Annotated in this window: 21 protein-coding genes; 12 read left to right on the top strand and 9 right to left on the bottom strand. The window is 60.7% G+C overall.

Going from position 1 to position 19,059, the window contains the following annotated elements:
- Positions 1-49: 49 nt before the first annotated feature.
- Positions 50-442, bottom strand: coding sequence for a peptide-methionine (R)-S-oxide reductase MsrB (msrB, locus tag CI807_RS15710; RefSeq protein ID WP_095015280.1), 393 nt, complete (start codon positions 440-442; stop codon positions 50-52).
- A gap of 202 nt (positions 443-644) precedes the next feature.
- Between msrB and CI807_RS15705 the strand changes: the two genes are divergently transcribed.
- Both CI807_RS15705 and htpX read left to right on the top strand, forming a co-directional pair.
- A complete protein-coding gene (locus CI807_RS15705; RefSeq protein ID WP_016978462.1) occupies positions 645-1,856 on the top strand; it encodes a pyridoxal phosphate-dependent aminotransferase in 1,212 nt (403 codons plus the stop codon).
- A 304-nt stretch (positions 1,857-2,160) separates the two neighbouring features.
- The gene (htpX, locus tag CI807_RS15700) at positions 2,161-3,048 is read left to right on the top strand and encodes a protease HtpX (RefSeq protein WP_016978461.1); all 888 of its coding nucleotides are present in this window, start codon (positions 2,161-2,163) and stop codon (positions 3,046-3,048) included.
- Between the two features lie 56 nt (positions 3,049-3,104).
- Here htpX and CI807_RS15695 read toward each other — a convergent pair whose 3' ends face one another.
- Entirely contained in the window at positions 3,105-3,761 is a 657-nt protein-coding gene (locus tag CI807_RS15695; RefSeq protein ID WP_095015279.1) for a thiopurine S-methyltransferase, read from the bottom strand.
- Between the two features lie 103 nt (positions 3,762-3,864).
- Here CI807_RS15695 and CI807_RS15690 point away from each other — a divergent pair, with 103 nt between their 5' ends.
- Positions 3,865-4,632: a class III extradiol ring-cleavage dioxygenase gene (locus CI807_RS15690; RefSeq protein ID WP_095015278.1), complete on the top strand. Its 768-nt coding sequence runs from the start codon at positions 3,865-3,867 to the stop codon at positions 4,630-4,632.
- 84 nt (positions 4,633-4,716) lie between these two features.
- Here CI807_RS15690 and CI807_RS15685 read toward each other — a convergent pair whose 3' ends face one another.
- Positions 4,717-6,390 carry a DEAD/DEAH box helicase gene (locus CI807_RS15685; RefSeq protein WP_095015277.1) on the bottom strand — a complete coding sequence of 558 codons (1,674 nt, stop codon included), beginning with the start codon at positions 6,388-6,390 and terminating at the stop codon, positions 4,717-4,719.
- Between the two features lie 423 nt (positions 6,391-6,813).
- Here CI807_RS15685 and CI807_RS15680 point away from each other — a divergent pair, with 423 nt between their 5' ends.
- Positions 6,814-7,605 carry a crotonase/enoyl-CoA hydratase family protein gene (locus CI807_RS15680; RefSeq protein WP_095015276.1) on the top strand — a complete coding sequence of 264 codons (792 nt, stop codon included), beginning with the start codon at positions 6,814-6,816 and terminating at the stop codon, positions 7,603-7,605.
- Between the two features lies 1 nt (position 7,606).
- Here CI807_RS15680 and CI807_RS15675 read toward each other — a convergent pair whose 3' ends face one another.
- Positions 7,607-8,362 (bottom strand): spermidine synthase, encoded by a 756-nt coding sequence (locus CI807_RS15675; protein ID WP_016975388.1) that lies wholly within the window; start codon positions 8,360-8,362, stop codon positions 7,607-7,609.
- A 124-nt stretch (positions 8,363-8,486) separates the two neighbouring features.
- Here CI807_RS15675 and CI807_RS15670 point away from each other — a divergent pair, with 124 nt between their 5' ends.
- Positions 8,487-9,833, top strand: coding sequence for a class II 3-deoxy-7-phosphoheptulonate synthase (locus CI807_RS15670; protein WP_016975387.1), 1,347 nt, complete (start codon positions 8,487-8,489; stop codon positions 9,831-9,833).
- On the opposite strand, the gene CI807_RS15665 is transcribed toward CI807_RS15670, so the two are convergent.
- Positions 9,823-11,043 carry a winged helix-turn-helix domain-containing protein gene (locus CI807_RS15665; protein ID WP_095015275.1) on the bottom strand — a complete coding sequence of 407 codons (1,221 nt, stop codon included), beginning with the start codon at positions 11,041-11,043 and terminating at the stop codon, positions 9,823-9,825. The two genes, CI807_RS15670 and CI807_RS15665, sit on opposite strands and share 11 nt — an antisense overlap.
- A 45-nt stretch (positions 11,044-11,088) precedes the next feature.
- Complete coding sequence (locus CI807_RS15660) at positions 11,089-11,295, bottom strand: DUF1127 domain-containing protein (protein ID WP_177409582.1); 207 nt, start codon at positions 11,293-11,295, stop codon at positions 11,089-11,091.
- Between the two features lie 70 nt (positions 11,296-11,365).
- On the opposite strand from CI807_RS15660, the gene CI807_RS15655 reads away from it, so the two are divergent.
- Positions 11,366-12,247, top strand: coding sequence for a LysR family transcriptional regulator (locus CI807_RS15655; protein ID WP_095015273.1), 882 nt, complete (start codon positions 11,366-11,368; stop codon positions 12,245-12,247).
- Here CI807_RS15655 and CI807_RS15650 read toward each other — a convergent pair.
- On the bottom strand, positions 12,237-12,986 hold the full coding sequence (locus tag CI807_RS15650; RefSeq protein ID WP_095015272.1) for a sulfite exporter TauE/SafE family protein: 750 nt from the start codon (positions 12,984-12,986) through the stop codon (positions 12,237-12,239). The genes CI807_RS15655 and CI807_RS15650 overlap by 11 nt on opposite strands.
- Before the next feature lie 109 nt (positions 12,987-13,095).
- Between CI807_RS15650 and CI807_RS15645 the strand changes: the two genes are divergently transcribed.
- From CI807_RS15645 to CI807_RS15630, 4 genes are all read left to right on the top strand, one after another.
- Positions 13,096-14,046 carry a LysR family transcriptional regulator gene (locus CI807_RS15645; RefSeq protein ID WP_016975382.1) on the top strand — a complete coding sequence of 317 codons (951 nt, stop codon included), beginning with the start codon at positions 13,096-13,098 and terminating at the stop codon, positions 14,044-14,046.
- Positions 14,047-14,126: 80 nt separating this feature from the next.
- On the top strand, positions 14,127-14,579 hold the full coding sequence (locus CI807_RS15640; protein WP_095015271.1) for a MarR family winged helix-turn-helix transcriptional regulator: 453 nt from the start codon (positions 14,127-14,129) through the stop codon (positions 14,577-14,579).
- A 173-nt stretch (positions 14,580-14,752) separates the two neighbouring features.
- Positions 14,753-15,172: an organic hydroperoxide resistance protein gene (locus CI807_RS15635; RefSeq protein WP_010211852.1), complete on the top strand. Its 420-nt coding sequence runs from the start codon at positions 14,753-14,755 to the stop codon at positions 15,170-15,172.
- A 28-nt stretch (positions 15,173-15,200) separates the two neighbouring features.
- Positions 15,201-16,217 (top strand): alpha/beta hydrolase, encoded by a 1,017-nt coding sequence (locus tag CI807_RS15630; protein ID WP_095015270.1) that lies wholly within the window; start codon positions 15,201-15,203, stop codon positions 16,215-16,217.
- Between the two features lie 65 nt (positions 16,218-16,282).
- Here CI807_RS15630 and CI807_RS15625 read toward each other — a convergent pair whose 3' ends face one another.
- Positions 16,283-16,855, bottom strand: coding sequence for an elongation factor P (locus tag CI807_RS15625; RefSeq protein ID WP_003172723.1), 573 nt, complete (start codon positions 16,853-16,855; stop codon positions 16,283-16,285).
- A 49-nt stretch (positions 16,856-16,904) separates the two neighbouring features.
- On the bottom strand, positions 16,905-18,038 hold the full coding sequence (gene earP, locus CI807_RS15620) for an elongation factor P maturation arginine rhamnosyltransferase EarP (protein ID WP_095015269.1): 1,134 nt from the start codon (positions 18,036-18,038) through the stop codon (positions 16,905-16,907).
- A 132-nt stretch (positions 18,039-18,170) separates the two neighbouring features.
- Between earP and CI807_RS15615 the strand changes: the two genes are divergently transcribed.
- Both CI807_RS15615 and CI807_RS15610 read left to right on the top strand, forming a co-directional pair.
- Positions 18,171-18,539 carry a hypothetical protein gene (locus CI807_RS15615; RefSeq protein ID WP_095015268.1) on the top strand — a complete coding sequence of 123 codons (369 nt, stop codon included), beginning with the start codon at positions 18,171-18,173 and terminating at the stop codon, positions 18,537-18,539.
- A gap of 6 nt (positions 18,540-18,545) precedes the next feature.
- The gene (locus CI807_RS15610) at positions 18,546-19,028 is read left to right on the top strand and encodes a GreA/GreB family elongation factor (RefSeq protein ID WP_095015267.1); all 483 of its coding nucleotides are present in this window, start codon (positions 18,546-18,548) and stop codon (positions 19,026-19,028) included.
- The last annotated feature ends 31 nt before the right edge of the window (positions 19,029-19,059 follow it).

Here is a 19,059-nt window from a genome sequence, read left to right as displayed (position 1 = left end):
ACGATTTTCGCGAGCAAGCTCGCTCCTACAAGGTGCCACGCCGTTCAATTCAGCGGGGAACGAGGTCCAGGCACACCGAGTTGATGCAATAACGCAGGCCGGTCGGTGGCGGGCCGTCCGGGAATACGTGCCCCAGGTGGGCATCGCATTTGGCGCAGGTCACTTCGGTGCGGACCATGCCGTGGCTGACGTCACGGATCTCGATCATCGCGTTGCCGGCGATCGGCGCGTAGAAGCTCGGCCAACCGCAGCCGGAGTCGAACTTGGTCGTGGAGTCGAACAACGGCTCGTTACAGCAAATGCAGTGATACACACCGTCGGTCTTGGTGGCGTTGTACTTGCCGCTGAAAGGTCGCTCGGTGCCCTTGAGACGGCAAACCTGGTACTGAGCGGGATCGAGCATGTCCCGCCACTCTTCAAGGGTTTTTTCCAACTTATCCATCGGTACACCTCGGCAACTGAAAAAGCCTGATCTGTGTCTTTTCCATGGATCAGGCGGCACGTATGATTGCGCCTCTTCAAAACGCCAGTCTGGCACCCGCGCCACCGGCATTCAAACGTATTTATGGGTGCGGGCCCCGCAGGATTCGCAGTACGGTAGTGTCCCCACCGTCTGGATCGTTCATTTTCAGGATCACATCGCCATGCAGGTCAGCAAATCGAACAAGCTCGCCAACGTCTGCTACGACATTCGCGGCCCAGTGCTCAAGCACGCCAAACGCCTGGAAGAGGAAGGCCATCGCATCCTCAAGCTGAACATCGGCAATCCGGCGCCCTTTGGTTTCGAAGCGCCGGACGAAATCCTCCAGGACGTGATCCGCAATCTGCCCACCGCCCAGGGCTACAGCGACTCCAAAGGCCTGTTCAGTGCGCGCAAGGCGGTGATGCAGTACTACCAGCAAAAGCAGGTCGAAGGTGTCGGTATCGAAGACATCTACCTGGGCAATGGCGTGTCCGAGTTGATCGTGATGTCCATGCAGGCCCTGCTCAACAACGGCGACGAAGTGCTGGTACCGGCGCCGGACTACCCGTTGTGGACCGCCGCCGTGACCCTGGCCGGCGGCCACCCGGTGCACTACCTGTGTGACGAAGGCGCGGACTGGTTCCCGGACCTGGCCGACATCAAGGCCAAGATCACCCCGAACACCAAGGCCCTGGTGATCATCAACCCGAACAACCCGACCGGCGCGGTGTATTCCAAGGAAGTCCTGCTGGGCATGCTCGAACTGGCGCGCCAGCACAACCTGGTGGTGTTCTCCGACGAGATCTACGACAAGATCCTCTACGACGACGCCGTGCACGTGTGCACCGCCTCACTGGCGCCAGACCTGCTGTGCCTGACCTTCAACGGCCTGTCCAAGTCCTACCGCGTGGCCGGCTTCCGCTCCGGCTGGATCGCCATCTCCGGTCCCAAGCACAACGCCCAGAGCTATATCGAAGGCATCGACATGCTGGCCAACATGCGCCTGTGTGCCAACGTGCCGAGCCAGCACGCGATTCAGACCGCCCTGGGCGGCTACCAGAGCATCAATGACCTGGTCCTGCCTCAAGGCCGCTTGCTGGAACAGCGCAACCGCACCTGGGAACTGCTCAATGCCATCCCGGGCGTGAGCTGCGTGAAACCCATGGGCGCGCTGTACGCCTTCCCGCGGATCGACCCGAAAGTGTGCCCGATCCTCAACGACGAGAAGTTCGTACTCGACCTGCTGCTGTCGGAAAAACTGCTGGTGGTGCAAGGCACCGCGTTCAACTGGCCGTGGCCGGATCACTTCCGTGTGGTGACGTTGCCGCGTGTGGATGACCTGGACATGGCCATCGGTCGCATCGGCAACTTCCTCAAGTCCTATCGCCAGTAGCGCAAACGACGCTGTACGGCCGACAATCGGTCGTACAGCGAGTATCTGGCAACACTTCTCTGGATTTCCGCCGTACAGGCACTTCGCCGTGGCTGAAAAAGCCGGCTACCCCCTGTATTCACGGGACTGCGCGGCACCGGCGAACCGATTCAGCCGTCTTTTCCCTATCGGAAATGCCTTTCAAGACTCTACATTCAGGCTGTAGGACACAGTTTGAAATAGTCGCTCGGTTGAATCACCCCATGCCGCACCTTATATACCCCGCAGTACGCGACATATTAAGCATGAGGAGAACTCTACAACCATGATGCGCATCCTGCTGTTCTTGGCCACTAACCTTGCGGTCGTGCTGATTGCCAGCATCACCTTGAGCCTTTTCGGCTTCAATGGGTTCATGGCGGCCAACGGGGTTGACCTGAACCTCAATCAGCTGCTGGTTTTCTGTGCGGTCTTTGGTTTTGCCGGCTCGCTGTTCTCGCTGTTCATCTCCAAGTGGATGGCGAAGATGAGCACCAGCACCCAGGTGATCACCCAACCCCGTACCCGGCATGAGCAATGGTTGCTGCAGACCGTCGAGGAGCTATCCCGCCAGGCCGGTATCAAAATGCCTGAAGTCGGGATCTTCCCGGCTTATGAAGCCAACGCCTTTGCCACCGGCTGGAACAAGAACGACGCACTCGTTGCGGTGAGCCAGGGCATGCTGGAACGCTTCTCGTACGATGAAGTGAAGGCCGTGCTGGCCCACGAGATCGGCCACGTGGCCAACGGTGACATGGTCACCCTGGCGCTGGTACAAGGCGTGGTGAACACCTTCGTGATGTTCTTCGCGCGGATCATCGGCAACTTTGTCGACAAAGTGATCTTCAAGAACGAGGGCGGCCGCGGCATTGCCTACTTCGTGGCGACCATCTTCGCCGAGTTGGTGCTGGGCTTCCTGGCCAGTGCAATCACTATGTGGTTCTCTCGCAAGAGAGAGTTCCGTGCAGATGAAGCCGGTGCCCGCCTGGCCGGTACCGGGGCAATGATTGCAGCGCTGCAACACCTGCGCTCCGAGCAGGGCCTGCCGGTGCACATGCCGGACAGCCTGACCGCCTTCGGCATCAACGGTGGCATCAAGCAGGGCATGGCTCGCCTGTTCATGAGCCACCCGCCGCTGGAAGAGCGTATCGACGCACTGCGTCGCATGGGCTGATATCCCGCAAGGCAAAAAAAGGGGCGATTGGATCGCCCCTTTTTTGCGGACACCATTTAGGCCTTGGTCAGCCGATAAACCCGCTCATCGAGCCGCGTGACACCCTCCTGCACAAACTTCCAGCTCTCCCCCAGAACGTCCTGCTCTTGCAGCGTTTCCAAGGTCCAGTTCGGACCGAACAGCACCCTCACCTCATCATCCGTCACTGCAAACGGTGGCCCGGCTTTTTGCGTCTGGTCGTAATCAAGGGTGATCAGCAGCCCCTGGCAACCCGACGGCAGCAAGCGGCTCAAATGCTCGGCGTACTGCGCACGCATCAGCGGTGGCAAGGCGATCAACGCGGCGCGGTCGTACAACGCGACGCACCCCACCAAGGCTTCGGCATCCAGGGCGAAGAAGTCGCCGCACCACACTTGGATCAGATCAGCCTGGTACACCGTAAAGGCACCTCGCCGAGTGATACGTGGCACAAGGTTCTGCTCGTTGAAAAACGCCTCGACAGCCTGCTCCGACAGCTCCACGCCCATAACCCGTAACCCATGGCTGGCCAGCCACATCAGGTCCAGGCTCTTGCCGCACAAGGGCACCAGCACCTTGGAGCCCTCAGCAACCGCCAGTTGCGGCCAATGTCGTTGCAGGTAAGGGTTGACCTCAGGCAAATGAAAGCCGATCTGATTGCGCGCCCAGCGCTCCTGCCAAAATTTAGGCTCCATAGATCCTCCATAAAATTCGATCAAATGGCGCTAAAACTTATATTAGATTTAGATCAATGATCTGATTGAAGATGGGCCCATGTTAACGCTCAGGACCCTACTTATGTTTCCCAGCCTGTTTATCTCCCACGGCTCGCCCATGCTTGCCCTGCAACCCGGTGCCAGCGGCCCGGCCCTCCAGCGACTCGCTGCCGAGATGCCACGCCCGAAGGCAATCGTGGTGGTGTCGGCGCATTGGGAAAGCCATGAACTCCTGGTCAGCGGCAGCGCCGCGCCTGAAACCTGGCACGACTTCGGCGGCTTCCCCCCCGAGTTGTTTGCCGTGCAGTACCCGGCACCGGGTGACCCGCAACTGGCCGGCGAGATTGTGGAGTTGCTGCACGCCGACGGCCTGAATGCACGAATAGATGACCGCCGCCCGTTCGACCATGGCACATGGGTGCCACTGTCATTGATGTACCCAGCGGCGGATATTCCGGTGGTGCAGGTGTCGTTGCCCAGTCGCATGGGCCCTGCCCTACAGACCCGCGTCGGGCATGCCCTTGCCAGCCTGCGCGAGCATGACGTGCTGCTGATCGGCTCAGGCAGTATCACCCATAACCTGGGCGAGCTGGACTGGCGAGCGGGGCCTGAGAGCATCGAGCCTTGGGCGCGAGACTTCCGGGACTGGGTCGTCGATAAGCTGGCGGCCGACGATGAAGCGGCGCTGCACGACTACCGCCGCCAGGCGCCGAATGCTGTGCGCAGCCATCCAAGTGATGAGCATCTATTGCCACTGTACTTTGCCCGTGGCGCTGGCGGCGATTTCAGTGTGGCGCACCAGGGCTTCACCCTGGGCGCGCTGGGCATGGATATCTACCGTTTCGGCTAACCCAGACACCTCAACCCGCAGCCAAAAAAAATCCCCGAACCAGTCGGGGATTTTTCATGTGCGATCAATCAGCCCAAGGGCGGATCAATCTTCGCGGTAGCGACGCAGCTTCAGCTGCTTACCGGCAACGCGAGTGTCTTTCAGCTTGGCCAGCAGTTTTTCCAGACCGTCTTCCGGCAGCTCCACCAGGGAGAAGCTGTCACGGACCTGGATGCGACCGATGGCTTCACGTGCCAGGCCACCCTCGTTGAGGATAGCGCCCAGCAGGTTCTTGGCAGCGATACCATCACGCGCGCCCAGCGCGGTACGGCAACGAGCACGGCCTTCAGCCAATGGCACCGGAGCACGACGCTCACGATCACCACGGTCTGGACGGTCGCCAGTACGCTCTGGACGATCACCGCGTGGCGCGCTGTTCGGCACCAGTGGACGTTCTTTCTCGATGGCGGCCAGGGTCAGGGCTTGACCGTTGGTCGCCTTGCGCAGCAGGGCTGCAGCCAGGGCACGCGGGGTGCAACCGATATCGGCGGTCAGGCGGTCCAGCAGGTCGCCGTGGGTCGACTCAGCGTCAGCCACCAGAGGCGACAAGCTGTTGGTCAGTTTCTTGATGCGCGCATCGAGAACGGCCTGGGCATCCGGCAGGCGGACTTCGGCCACTTTCTGACCGGTTACACGCTCGATCACTTGCAGCATGCGGCGCTCACGTGGAGTCACCAGCAGCAGTGCACGACCTTCGCGACCCGCACGGCCGGTACGGCCGATACGGTGAACGTAGGACTCTGGATCGTACGGCATGTCAACGTTGAACACGTGGGTGATACGTGGAACGTCAAGGCCACGGGCAGCAACGTCGGTCGCCACAACGATGTCCAGACGGCCATCCTTGAGGGAATCGATCACGCGCTCACGTTGGTTCTGGGCGATGTCACCGTTCAGCGCAGCGGCTTTGTAGCCTTTGGCTTCCAGGGCACTGGCCAGGTCCAGGGTCGCTTGCTTGGTGCGCACGAACATGATCAGGGCGTCGAAGTCTTCGACTTCCAGCAGGCTCAATACAGCCGAGGTCTTCTGGTCAGCGTGAACCAACAGGTGAGCCTGTTCGATCGCGGTAACGGTCTGAGTCTTGGTCTGGATCTTCACGTGCTCTGGATCGCGCAGGTGACGCTCGGCGATGGCACGGATCGACTGTGGCAGGGTGGCCGAGAACAGCACGGTCTGACGGGTCGGTGGCAGTGCCTTGAAGATGACTTCCAGGTCATCCATGAAGCCCAGCTTCAACATTTCGTCGGCTTCGTCCAGAACCAGGTGGTTCACGGTCGACAGGACTTTCTCGTCACGACGCAGGTGGTCGCACAGACGGCCCGGCGTGGCGACAACGATCTGTGCGCCATTACGGATTGCTTTCAGTTGTGGGCCCATAGGCGCGCCGCCGTAAACGGCCACAACGGTTACGCCTGGCATTTGCTTGGCGTAGGTTTCAAAAGCGGTTGCTACTTGCAGCGCCAACTCACGGGTTGGCGCCAGGATCAGGGCTTGCGGTTCGCGCTTGGCAGGATCGATGCACTGCAGGATAGGCAAAGCGAACGCGGCAGTTTTGCCGGTACCGGTTTGCGCCTGGCCAATCATGTCCTTGCCGGCCATGATGATCGGGATCGATTGCTGCTGAATCGCCGAAGGCTCTTCGTAGCCGGTCGCTGCGACGGCTGCAAGAATATTCGGGTTCAGATTAAAAGCGGCGAAGCCGCCGGTTTCCTGGGTCATGGGTCTGCCTCTAAGTGCATCCGCAAAGACCCATGCTCCAAAGCTGCGCATGCCGTGTTGAGACTCAAGAGTCGCCCTGGCTGCTTTGTCGGCGGGGATTTGCGAAAACGAATGAATGAAAAAGATTCGTCAAGGGAGAGTCCGCTGTGCGGACGTGCAGCCGAAGCTGACTTCGGGGAATTGCGCTACCTAAACGCGGCCCGGTTAAAGGCCGGCGCGCACTATACCGGAAATAGCTGAAAAAGGGAGCTTTTTTTATCGGAAACCACCGATAAACCGCGCTGCATCACAGTCTTTGCAGATAACACCGACAAGGTCTATTTTTCAAAGGCCCGGCCCTGTTGGTCATAACGCTTAAACGGTTCACCTGACCTTTCGGCCCCTTTGGTCCGAAACCCTTCCCCGCGCCCGAGGGCACACCCGATGAATCAAGCCAGCAGCAGCCGCGTCAGCCGTGAACTCCAGGGTCATGTCTTGCTTTTAGGCCTGGACCGACTGGCCAAACGCAACGCGTTCGACCTGGAGCTGCTCAATGAGCTGAGCCTGGCGTATGGCGAATTTGATCGAAATACCGACGCGCGGGTCGCCGTGGTGTTTGCCCATGGCGATCACTTCACCGCCGGGCTCGACCTGGCGAATGTCAGCGGTGTGATGGCCGGTGGCTGGCAGCCGCCGTTGGGCGGTTGCGATCCCTGGGGCGTATTTGCCGGCCCACGCGTGAGCAAACCGGTGATCGTCGCGGCCCAGGGTTACTGCCTGACCATCGGGATAGAGCTGATGCTGGCCGCCGATATCAACCTCTGCGCCAGCAATACGCGCTTTGCGCAGATGGAAGTGCAGCGTGGGATCTTTCCGTTTGGCGGCGCGACGTTGCGCTTTCATCAGATTGCCGGCTGGGGCAACGCGATGCGCTGGCTGCTGACCGGCGATGAGTTCGACGCCCATGACGCCCTGCGCCTGGGCCTGGTGCAGGAAGTGATGGCCAGCGAAGACCTGCTGCCCCGTGCCGTTGAACTGGCCAACCGCATCGCCCGCCAGGCGCCGCTGGGCGTTCAAGCCACGTTGATGTCGGCGCGGTTGGCGCGGATGGAAGGCGAAACCGTGGCGGCAGCGGCGTTGCCGCCGATGGTGGATAAACTGCTCAACAGCGAAGATGCCAAGGAGGGCGTGCGGGCGATGATCGAGAAGCGGCCCGGCGTATTCAAAGGCATCTAGCTCAGGTCGCCGGGCGAATCGCCTTGATCAGCGGTTGCAACGAATACCCAAGGCGCGGTGCCAAGGCTTCGGCGCGAGCGGACAATGCCTCCAGGTCCAGCACCTGATCCAGCTCCGACGGCACCAGCAAAATCACATTGCCCTCCTTCACCGGCAACTCCCAGTAATGCCGGTGATACAAGCCACGCAACAACGCAGCGCCCAAAGGCTTGCCATCGTCGGTGGCCCACTGGTTGATCACCAGCCAGCCACCGGGGTTGAGTTTTTTCTGGCAGTTTTCCAGGAAGGTCCAGGCCAGGTGCCCAACGCCGGGGCCGACGTCGGTGTAGAGGTCAACGAAGATCAGGTCGGCCGATTCGGCACTGTCGAGCAATTGCAGGGCATCGCCGATGCGGATGTACAGGCGCGGATCGTCGTCCAGCCCCAGGTATTCGATGGCCAGGCGCGGCACGTCGGGGCGCAGCTCAATGGCCTCCACGTCTTCCAAGGGCAAGAACTTGAGGCACGCCTGGGTCAGCGTGCCGGCGCCCAAGCCCAGGAACAGCGCGCTTTCCGGCTGTTCATGGCACAACGCGCCGATCAGCATGGCACGGGTGTAGTCATACTCCAGCCAGCTCGGGTCAGCGGTGAACACACAGCTTTGCTCGATGGCATCGCCGAACTCGAGAAAACGGTAATCGGCCACTTCGAGCACGCGGATCATGCCGAAGTCATCATGGACTTCAGCCAGCAGGCGCTCGACACGCTCCTCGGTCATCACTACTCCTAAAGGGTTTACCGCACGGCAAAGGCGCGATTGTCGGCCAACCGGCAGCAACAGGTCACGCACTAATTGCTGATAACATTGGCGCCCCACCGTCAATCAGCCAATCGAGTTCATGATGAGCCAACCCTGGAGCCCCGACAGCTGGCGCGCCCTGCCGATCCAGCAACAACCCCAGTACCCGGACGCTGCGCACTTGCTGCAAGTGGAGCAGAACCTGGCCAGCTACCCGCCACTGGTGTTTGCCGGGGAAGCCCGCGAATTGCGTCGTCAGTTTGCCGAAGTGACCCAGGGCCGCGCGTTCCTGCTGCAAGGCGGCGATTGCGCCGAGAGCTTTGCCGAGTTCTCTGCGGCGAAGATCCGCGACACCTTCAAGGTGCTGCTGCAGATGGCGATCGTGATGACCTTTGCCGCCGGCTGCCCGGTGGTGAAAGTCGGGCGCATGGCGGGCCAGTTCGCCAAGCCGCGCTCGGCCAACGATGAAACCATCGACGGCATCACCTTGCCCGCCTACCGTGGCGATATCGTCAACGGTATCGGTTTTGACGAAAAAAGCCGCGTGCCGGACCCGGACCGCCTGCTGCAGTCCTATCACCAGTCCACCGCCACCCTCAACCTGCTGCGCGCCTTTGCACAGGGCGGTTTTGCCGACCTGCACCAGGTGCACAAGTGGAACCTGGATTTCATCGCCAACTCCGCGCTGGCCGAGAAGTACAGCCAACTGGCCGACCGTATCGACGAAACCCTGGCCTTCATGCGCGCCTGCGGCATGGACAGCTCGCCGCAACTGCGCGAAACCAGCTTCTTCACCGCCCACGAAGCGCTGCTGCTCAACTACGAACAAGCCTTCGTGCGTCGCGACAGCCTGACCAACGATTACTACGACTGCTCCGCGCACATGCTGTGGATCGGCGACCGCACCCGCCAGTTGGACGGCGCCCACGTCGAGTTCCTGCGTGGCGTGAACAACCCGATCGGGGTCAAGGTCGGCCCGAGCATGAACCCGGACGACCTGATCCGCCTGATCGACATCCTCAACCCGGACAACGACCCCGGCCGCCTCAACCTCATTGCGCGCATGGGCGCCGGCAAGGTCGGTGATCACCTGCCAGGCCTGATTCGCGCCGTGCAGCGCGAAGGCAAGCAGGTGCTGTGGAGTTCCGACCCAATGCACGGCAACACCATCAAGGCCAGCAGCGGCTATAAGACCCGCGACTTTGCGCAGATCCTGGGCGAGGTGAAAGACTTCTTCCAGGTGCACCAGGCCGAGGGCACTTATGCCGGCGGGATTCATATCGAGATGACCGGGCAGAACGTCACCGAATGCATCGGCGGCGCGCGACCGATCACCGAGGATGGCTTGTCGGATCGGTATCACACCCACTGCGACCCACGGATGAATGCCGATCAGTCGCTGGAGTTGGCGTTTTTGATTGCCGAGACCTTGAAACAGGTCAAACGCTGAACAACATAGCCGCCCTCAACCGGTCGGCACTTGGCCGCTGGCAATTGAGCTGGACCTGTTCCAGTCCAAGCCAGCCGGCCATTTGCAACAGGTTCGACGCCAGCGCCGCCATCCCCTCATCATCCAAGCCCGGTTCCTCCTCATGCACCGCGTGCACCGCGAGGCGCCCATTGGCGCGTTCGGCGCGCAGGTCCACACGCGCAGCAATTCGTTCGTTGTGCAGAAACGGCAGCACGTAATAGCCATACACCCGCTTGTCTTGCGGGGTGTAGATCTCCAGGCGGTAGCGGAAATCAAACAGACGCTCAGTCCGGCTGCGCTCCCAGACCAACGAATCGAACGGCGAGAGCAAGGCACTGGCCGGTACTTTGCGCGGCACTTTCGGATCGGGCAGGCAGTACGCCGGCTGCTTCCAACCCTGCACTTGGCAAACCCGCAGTTGACCGTCCTCCACCAGTTCGGCAAGACGAATGCGGCTGTCGGCCGGATCGAGGCGGAAGTAGTCGCGCAAGTCTTTTTCAGTCCCCACGCCCAACGCGGTGGCGCTGTGCAGCAACAAACCACGCTGGGCTGGGGCTTCAGTCACAGCGGTTTGAAGGATATCGCCGGGGATGACCCGCTCCGGCAAGTCGTAGAGCCGTTCAAAACCGCGTCGACCGGCGACCGTCACCAAGCCGGCGGCAAACAGCCATTCCAGTGCATGTTTTTCATCGCTCCAATCCCACCACGGACCGGCGCGCTCCTCACGGGTCGACAAACTGCCAGCCCCCAATGCGCCTTGCTGCTCGACCGTCTGCAACACCCGCTGAATGGTGGCTTGCTGCTCACGGCCAAAACGCGCCATCTGCGAATAAATCCCCTGCCCCTGCTGCGCCCGCTGCATACGCCAGCGCATCAACGGGTACAACGCCATCGGCAGCAAAGAGGCTTCATGCCCCCAATATTCGAACAGCGAGCGCCGTCGCCCCTGACTCCAGGCGGCCTGTTCAAGCATCAACGGGGAGTAGTTGCCCAGACGGGAAAACAACGGCAGGTAATGGGAACGCACCACGGCATTGACCGAATCAATCTGCAACACACCCAAGCGCTCGATCATGCGATTGAGGTGTGCAGCCTTGATCAATGCAGGCGCCTGGCGCCCGGAAAAACCCTGGGCCGCCAGCGCCATGCGTCGTGCTTGCTTGAGTGAAAAAGACAGGTCGGCGGGCATGGGGTTCTCCGTGGGGGCTCGCCGACTACCCTACTGCATCCGCGATCATTTTCGCAGCGGGTCCTGCCAGAAATGCAGGTGGCGCTCTTGCTCGACATCACCGCGAGTGACGCCGATATCCTTGAGCGCATCATCGCTCAAGGTCGCCAGCATCTGGCGTTCCTCATGCAGCGCCTGCCACCGAGCAATCTTTTGAAACAGCCCGGCAAACGGACGTTTCGCCATCAACACAAAACCTCTTTGACCTTTCATCTTCTCGCCCTCCAGTGGGGATGGCGCAAGTGTGTGCCTGGGCTTAAGATCAATCCAACGAATGTTTCTTATGCAATACATCTCAGAGATTGATCTATTGTCCAGCTTCCCGAGCATCGACACCGAAGTGCTGCGCACCTTCGTCGCCATCGCCGACCAGGGCGGTTTCACCCGCGCTGGCGAACTCGTAAATCGCACCCAGTCGGCGGTGAGCATGCAGATGAAGCGCCTGGAGGAAGACGTATTGCAGCGCAAGCTGTTCGAGCGCGATGGTCGCCAGGTGCGGCTGACGCCTGAGGGCCAAGTGTTGCTGGGTTATGCGCGGCGCATCCTGAAGCTACACAGTGAGGTGTTCAACACCCTGCGTGAGCCGCATATGGTGGGCCTGGTGCGCATCGGCACGCCGGATGACTACGTGATGCGGTTCCTGCCAGGGATTCTCAAGCAGTTCTCCAAGGCGTACCCGCTGATCCAGATCGAGATGCACTGCGAGGCGTCCACGGTACTGATGCAGCGGCGGGATTTGGCACTGACCGTCGTCAGTCGCGAGCCTGGCAATGAGATCGGTGAATTGTTGCGCACCGAGCGCATGGTGTGGGCGGCAGCGCCGTGCTTCTGCAGCGACGAGCACGACTCGCTGCCCCTGGCGATGTCCGGCACCGACTGCCTGTACACTCAGTGGGCCCGCTCAGCACTGGATGCGGCCGGACGCGATTACCGCCTGGCCTATCACAGCTCCAACGTGTCGGCGATCCAGGCCGTGGTCAATGCGGGACTGGCGGTGATGGTTAGCATGGAGAGCCTGGTGACCGATGACCTGCGCATACTCGGCCGCGACGAGGGTTTCCCGCCATTGCCGTCAATGAATCTGCATTTGCTGCGTAACACGCGGATGAATTCGCCCATCACCGATTGCCTGGCGGACTACATCATCGAAGGTTTCAGACTTTAAAGGTCAGCATCACCGCGCACACCACCAGGAAGCCGCAGAACAGCCCGCGCAGTACGCGCTCTGGCAGGGCATGGGCGACTTTCACGCCCCAACTGATACTGAGCAGGCCACCGACGGCCAAGGGCACGCCGATCATCCAATCCACTTCCTGGTGCCAAGCGTAGGTCACCAGTGTCACGCCGGTACTCGGCAATGCCAGGGCCAGGGACAGGCCTTGGGCAACCACTTGGGTGGTGCCGAACACGCTGGTCAACACGGGCGTCGCGACCACTGCGCCGCCGACGCCGAACAAGCCGCCCATGGAGCCGGAGGCAGCGCCGAGCACCCCGAGCCACGGCCAGGAGTAACGCATCTGCGCCGTCGGCGGTGCGTTGCGGGTGAACATGCGCACCAGGTTGTAGGCCGAGAGCGTCAGCAGGAAGGCAATAAAGCCGATGCGCATCGCGCCCGCATCCAGGCCGACCGCCCAGATCGACCCGAGCCAGGCGAAACTGAACCCCATCACGCCCAACGGCAGCGCATGGCGTAGTTCGATGCGGTTGCGCTGGTGATAACGCCACAGCGCCAGCATCACGTTGGGCACCACCATGACCAGCGCCGTGCCCTGGGCCAACTGCTGATCCAGGCCGAACAACACGCCCAGCACCGGGATCGCAATCAGCCCGCCGCCAATGCCAAACAGGCCGCCCACTGTGCCGAGGGCCGCGCCCAATACCAGGTACGTCACTAAATCCAACACCGCTTGTTACTCCGCAATCCCAAGCCTTGCATGCTACGCAGTCGACGCTGGCACGGAAACGCACAGCAACGCACAATGGCTGTGCCAATCTCGCATAAGCGTTTATTCGATGAACCCCAATACCCTGACCGATCAACTGAGCCTGTTTCTCGACGTGCTGGAAACCGGCAGTTTTTCCGCTGCTGCACGCCGTCATCCGTTGACGCCCTCTGCCGTGGCGCGGCGTATCGACAGCCTGGAAAGCTCGGTGGGCAGCCGCTTGTTCCAACGCAGCACTCACGCGGTGGTGGCGACCCCGGCGGGTTTGGCCTTTGCCGAGCGGGCGCGGCGGATCGTCAGCGAGTTGCAGTTGGCACGTGCCGAGGCGGTGTCTTTGAGCCATGCGCCGGAGGGCCTGATTCGGGTGGATGCGCCAGCGGCCTTCGGTCGACGACACCTGGCGCCGGTGATTGCCGACTTCCTGAACGTCTACCCCGGGCTGGATGTGCACCTGCATCTGATCGACAGCTTTGTGGACATGCAAGGCGCACACCTGGGCAAGGTTGATCTGGTGCTGCGTGCCGGGCATCTCGTCGACACACGCTTGATCGCCACGCCCCTGGCGAGCATCGTGCGCGTCGCCTGCGCCAGCCCGGCCTACCTGAAAAGCCGAGGCACGCCCAGCCACCCTCGCGAGCTGAGCGAACACGACGGGTTGGACTGGGACGGCCTGGCGCCCACATTCGCCTGGCGCTTTGAAATGGATGGACGCCGCGCCACCTACCGCCCGCGTCGCATCCGCATGAGTGCCAACAACGCCGAAGCCTTGCTGTCCGGCGCCCTGGCCGGACTGGGCATTGCCCACCTGCCCACGTGGCTGGCCAGTGAATACCTGGTGCGCGGCGAACTGCTGCCGCTGTTTTGCGAAAATGGCCTGCCCAGCCCGGAAACCACCGGGATCTACGCGCTGCGCCTGGAACAGCAACCCAACGCACGCAGCCGCTTGTTGCTGGAATACCTCAAAACCCGTTTCAGCCCGGTGCCACCCTGGGACCTGGCCTTGCAAAGTGGCTTGGTCTGACCGCTTGGACAGAATTATCTGGCGCATTAAAGATTTGCCCGCTAGATTCCAGCCCAGATACGTTTTCCGGAGGCACCGTCATGAGCAAAAACCCCGATCCTTGCGAATCACTGATGCTGGACAACCAGCTGTGTTTCGCCCTGCACTCCACCTCGCTACTGATGACCAAGGTCTACAAGCCACTGCTGCAAGCGCTGGGCCTGACCTACCCGCAGTACCTGGCCATGATGGTGCTGTGGGAAGAGGATGGTTTGACCGTCGGCGAAATCAGCAGTCGGCTGCTGACCGATCCGGGTTCGCTGACACCGCTGCTCAAGCGCCTGGAAGCTGAAGGCCTGCTCAGCCGTACCCGCAGCCGCGAAGATGAACGCGTGGTGGTCGTGGAATTGACCGACGCCGGCCGCGCCCTGCAGGACAGGGCCATGGGCATACCCCAGTGCATCCTCGGCGCCAGCGGCCTGGAGCTGGAGCAATTGCGCAAGTTGCAAGGTGACCTGATTGCCTTGCGCACCAACCTGCAAGGCAGCATTTAACCTCTCCCATCAAGGGCGTCGCGTCCGCGGCGCCCGCAGAAAACTACCGTTCATCCCTGCCTCAGAATATTTTTATAAATTTATCTTGCGCGCTAAACATTAGCGCTATACATTCATTTCACCAACTACTTAGCGCGCAAACATTTAGCGCTAATAACCCTGAGGAAAACGCCATGCAAACGCTCTATACCGCAGTAGCTACCGCCACCGGCGGCCGTGATGGTCGTGCTGTTTCCAACGACAACATTCTCGACGTCAAACTCTCCACCCCCAAAGAATTGGGCGGTGCCGGTGGCCAGGCCACCAACCCTGAACAACTGTTCGCTGCCGGCTACTCGGCCTGCTTCATCGGCGCCCTGAAATTCGTCGCCAGCCAGACCAAACGTAAAATCCCGGATGACGCATCGATCACTGCCCACGTCGGCATTGGCCAGATCCCCGGTGGTTTCGGTCTGGATATCGACCTGCACATCAGCCTGCCCGGCCTGGCTCAAGACGACGCGCAAAGCCTGGTCGACGCCGCTCACCAAGTCTGCCCGTACTCCAACGCCACCCGTGGCAACGTCGATGTACGCCTGCACGTGACTGTCTAAATGACCTCGGCCGCCCCTGGAGAACGCAATGAACACAATTGGTAAAGCACTCACCGGCACCCTGCTCGCCCTGTCCGTCACCCACGCCTTTGCGGCGCCAAGTGACGTTGAACACAACACCCAGGCTTTTCTGGATGTGTTGAACGCCGGCACCGGCAAACCGATGGAACAACTGACGCCCAAGGACGCCCGTGCCGTTCTGACCGGCGCCCAGGCGGGTGTGAAGCTGACCTTGCCAGCCGCAGAGGTGAGCCAGAAGACCATCCAGGTCGATGGCAAGCCGCTGGACCTGACCATCGTGCGTCCGGCCGGGGTCAAGGGCACATTGCCGGTGTTCATGTTCTTCCACGGTGGCGGCTGGGTGCTGGGGGATTACCCAACGCATGAACGCCTGGTCCGGGACTTGGTGACGGGTTCGGGGGCGGTGGCGGTGTTCGTCAACTACACGCCTTCGCCGGAAGCGCACTACCCGGTGGCGATCAACCAGGCCTACGGCGCTACAAAATGGGTGGCCGAGCATGGCCAAGAGATCAACGTCGATGGCAAGCGCCTGGCGGTCGCGGGCAACAGTGTCGGCGGCAATATGGCGGCGGTAGTCAGCCTGATGGCCAAGGACAAGGGCACCCCGGCCATCAAGTTCCAAGTGCTGTTATGGCCAGTGACCGACGCCAACTTCGACACCGATTCCTACAACCAATATGCCGAAGGACACTTCCTCACCCGCAACATGATGAAGTGGTTCTGGGACAACTACACCACCGACGCCAAGCAGCGCGCCGAGATCTACGCCTCGCCGCTGCGGGCCAGCACTGATCAGTTGAAGGGCTTGCCGCCCGCGCTGATTCAGACCGCCGGCGCCGATGTGCTGCGTGATGAGGGCGAAGCCTACGCCCGCAAGCTGGACGCCGCCGGTGTACCGGTGACCGCCGTGCGCTACAACGGCATGATCCACGACTACGGTTTGCTCAACGTGGTCAGCCAAGTCCCAGCGGTGCGTTCGGCACTGCTCCAGGCCTCGGATGAATTGAAGCAACACCTGAAGTAAAACGTAACGCCCACAAAAAAGCCCGACTCAAGGTCGGGCTTTTTTTCGTATCGGCAGGGCCAGAATTACTTCTTGGCGCGACCTTTGTACGAACCGCCTTCGCGGGTGTCGATCTCGATCAGGTCGTCGATTTCGATGAAATCGGCAACTTGCAGTTCGGTACCGTTGCTCAGCTTGGCAGGCTTCATCACCTTGCCCGAAGTGTCACCGCGAGCGGAACCTTCGGTGTAGGCCACTTTACGTACGATGGTAGTCGGCAGCTCTACAGAAACCAGGCGCTCTTCGAAGAAAATAGCTTCGCAGACGTCTTCCATGCCTTCTTCGATGAACGGCAGAACCGCTTCGATATCTTCAGCGTTCAGTTCGTACATGGTGTAGTCGGTGGTGTCCATGAACGTGTAGGTGTCGCCGCTGATGAAGGACAGGGTCGCTTCTTTACGGTCGAGGATCACGTCGTCCAGTTTGTCATCGGCGCTGTAGACGATCTCGGTCTTGTAACCGGTCAGCAGGTTCTTCAGCTTGGTCTTCATGATTGCGCTGTTACGACCAGACTTGGTGAACTCAGCTTTCTGAACCAGCCAAGGGTCGTTTTCGAGACGGATCACTGTACCGGGTTTCAGTTCTTTACCAGTTTTCATTGCATATATCCGAAATTTGGATGGGATTTACAAAATTCAAGGTGGCGTATCATATCCAACTTTCATAAAACTGCACCAGCGCCGTCGCAAGATCGGCCTGCAAGCCTTGTTCCAGACACCATGTTTCGGCGTGCAGATTCACTTCAGGCCAGTGTTCCAGCAGCATTTTCCACGGTTGGGCCATGTCGGCGTCCGTATTCCAGGCTTGCCAGAGCCCGATCACGGCAGCCCTGGCCGCCGGTGATAAGTTGGCGGTGTACAGCGCCAGGAAGGCATCGAGCTTGTCGAGATGGATGTCTTCATCCTGTCGGTAGATGTGCCACAACAGCGGACGCCCGGCCCATTGGGCACGCACGAACGAGTCTTCGCCGCGCACGGCATTGAAGTCGCAGCACCACAGCAGGCGGTCGTACTGTTCCTGGCGCACGAACGCGATGACCTGCACCGTCAGCGATCCGCGTTGCTGGATATCCCCTGCGACCAGCCGGTCCACACCGAGCCAGCGCGCCACGTCGCCTAGGATACGCCCCTCCGGAACCAACAGATGAGTGGCACGCCCGTCCGTCGATAACACGTCCAACCAACCGGCCAGCCCGGCGTTTTCGTAGGCGAACAGTGAGATTAGCCGTGCGTCGGCTGCGGGAACTATGCCCAAAGCTTGCAGGAAATCTCGCTGCGCGCCGGGATCCTGCTGAAACGCCCTACGCTGCTCCAACAATCCCGCCTCACGCAACAACCCGCCGGTGCCGGCTCGGAACCCAGGAAAGAAGAAGTACTTCTGCACGCCTTTGAATTTCACCGACGGCAGGCGATGACAGCCCACCACCCACTCTTCGGCACTCAGGTAATCCAGGTTCATCCACAACGGCACATGTTCGCGCTCGGCCATGGCTTCCATATAGTCGGGCGGCAACTGACAGGCAAACGCGGCAATCACTACCTCCGCCGCCGGCACACTCACCCACTCGGCCGGCCAATGGCGCACTTCGACACCTTCTTGCCATTGCAGGTCTTGCTGCACATCGATTGCCGGGCACATGCGCTCGAATGCCCGCAAGTCATCGACCCACAAGCGTACATCGCAGCGGTGCTCCGCCACCAACTGCCGGGCAAGGCGCCAGGTGACGCCGATGTCGCCGTAGTTATCGACGACGCTACAAAAAATATCCCAGCGGGCTTTCATTCCGGGCTCCAGCGCTCAAAGGCTCGATTGTCCGCATAAATGCGCGGATGCAGAAGGCTTGATCGCGATTATTCTGCACAGTGGCTGTGCGACAATCGCCGCCACGCCGTTTATGCCTGCCAGGAGGCCGCCATGTCTGATCGTCCGTTGTCGCTGTTCAAGCTCAGTGCTGCTATCGCGTTTGGCGTGTGGTTGGGGTTTATCGCCCTCGCGCTGACAGCATGGCTGGCCTCGCGCTATCTGTTCCCGCAGAGCCTGGCGCCAGTGGCCCAGGCCGTGCAGCAATTGGGCAAGCCTGCGGTGGTGACACCTGAACCGCCGAACCGCATGTTCGAGCAGTACCAGCAGAACCTGCAGAAGCAGGAACAGCAGCAAACCCTGGACCAGGCCCGCAACAATGCGCGCAACCTGTCCAACCCCAAATGCCAGTTCTGGCTGCAACAGGACCAGAACGCTCCCAACGAAAAGACCCGGGCGAATGTCCTGCAATTCTGTGATTGATGACTCATGAATAAACACGCCGTCCACCAGCTTGTATTAGAGAAGCTCACCCTCGATCTCGACATTGCCCAACGCGCAGCACAGACCGCTTACGAAACCGCGACCCACGAAGAAAACATCGCGGAAAACAAATACGACACCCTGGGGTTAGAGGCTTCCTACCTGGCGGCGGGGCAAGCCAAACGCGTGGAGGAGATCAGGCAGGCGTTGGTGTTGTGCCAGAACATGCACCTGCGGGCCTTTGATGATCAACGCGGTATAGAAATTGGCGCGCTACTGGGGCTGGAAGACGAGAACGGTCGCCAGCAGTGGCTGTTTTTGGCGCCGGATGCTGCGGGTTTGAAAGTGGATGTGGTCGGGCAACCGGTCACCGTCATCACCCCGCGCTCGCCGCTGGGCAAAAGCCTGCTGGGCAAGTTCGAAGGCGATGAGGTGGAGATTCTGGTGGCGGGCGCTCGGCAACACTTCACGGTTACCGACGCCAAATAACCTGTAGGAGCGAGCTTGCTCGCGAAGAACG

Source organism: Pseudomonas sp. NS1(2017), assembly GCF_002269425.1.
In the GTDB taxonomy this organism is placed as follows: domain Bacteria; phylum Pseudomonadota; class Gammaproteobacteria; order Pseudomonadales; family Pseudomonadaceae; genus Aquipseudomonas; species Aquipseudomonas reactans.
The sequence above is the reverse complement of the archived record's forward strand: the minus strand, read 5'-3'. Positions and strand labels throughout refer to the sequence as shown.

Bases quoted from the DNA above. Each gene is read 5' to 3' on its own strand.
- CI807_RS15660 (WP_177409582.1), bottom strand. From the start codon at position 11,295: ATGAAAGGTCAAAGAGGTTTTGTGTTGATGGCGAAACGTCCGTTTGCC.
- CI807_RS15665 (WP_095015275.1), bottom strand. From the start codon at position 11,043: ATGCCCGCCGACCTGTCTTTTTCACTCAAGCAAGCACGACGCATGGCG.
- CI807_RS15635 (WP_010211852.1), top strand. From the start codon at position 14,753: ATGCAAACGCTCTATACCGCAGTAGCTACCGCCACCGGCGGCCGTGAT.
- CI807_RS15640 (WP_095015271.1), top strand. From the start codon at position 14,127: ATGAGCAAAAACCCCGATCCTTGCGAATCACTGATGCTGGACAACCAG.
- CI807_RS15610 (WP_095015267.1), top strand. From the start codon at position 18,546: ATGAATAAACACGCCGTCCACCAGCTTGTATTAGAGAAGCTCACCCTC.
- CI807_RS15685 (WP_095015277.1), bottom strand. From the start codon at position 6,390: ATGACCCAGGAAACCGGCGGCTTCGCCGCTTTTAATCTGAACCCGAAT.
- CI807_RS15705 (WP_016978462.1), top strand. From the start codon at position 645: ATGCAGGTCAGCAAATCGAACAAGCTCGCCAACGTCTGCTACGACATT.
- CI807_RS15615 (WP_095015268.1), top strand. From the start codon at position 18,171: ATGTCTGATCGTCCGTTGTCGCTGTTCAAGCTCAGTGCTGCTATCGCG.
- CI807_RS15690 (WP_095015278.1), top strand. From the start codon at position 3,865: ATGTTTCCCAGCCTGTTTATCTCCCACGGCTCGCCCATGCTTGCCCTG.
- CI807_RS15675 (WP_016975388.1), bottom strand. From the start codon at position 8,362: ATGACCGAGGAGCGTGTCGAGCGCCTGCTGGCTGAAGTCCATGATGAC.
- CI807_RS15625 (WP_003172723.1), bottom strand. From the start codon at position 16,855: ATGAAAACTGGTAAAGAACTGAAACCCGGTACAGTGATCCGTCTCGAA.
- CI807_RS15695 (WP_095015279.1), bottom strand. From the start codon at position 3,761: ATGGAGCCTAAATTTTGGCAGGAGCGCTGGGCGCGCAATCAGATCGGC.
- htpX (WP_016978461.1), top strand. From the start codon at position 2,161: ATGATGCGCATCCTGCTGTTCTTGGCCACTAACCTTGCGGTCGTGCTG.
- CI807_RS15655 (WP_095015273.1), top strand. From the start codon at position 11,366: ATGCAATACATCTCAGAGATTGATCTATTGTCCAGCTTCCCGAGCATC.
- msrB (WP_095015280.1), bottom strand. From the start codon at position 442: ATGGATAAGTTGGAAAAAACCCTTGAAGAGTGGCGGGACATGCTCGAT.
- CI807_RS15645 (WP_016975382.1), top strand. From the start codon at position 13,096: ATGAACCCCAATACCCTGACCGATCAACTGAGCCTGTTTCTCGACGTG.
- CI807_RS15680 (WP_095015276.1), top strand. From the start codon at position 6,814: ATGAATCAAGCCAGCAGCAGCCGCGTCAGCCGTGAACTCCAGGGTCAT.
- CI807_RS15630 (WP_095015270.1), top strand. From the start codon at position 15,201: ATGAACACAATTGGTAAAGCACTCACCGGCACCCTGCTCGCCCTGTCC.
- CI807_RS15670 (WP_016975387.1), top strand. From the start codon at position 8,487: ATGAGCCAACCCTGGAGCCCCGACAGCTGGCGCGCCCTGCCGATCCAG.
- earP (WP_095015269.1), bottom strand. From the start codon at position 18,038: ATGAAAGCCCGCTGGGATATTTTTTGTAGCGTCGTCGATAACTACGGC.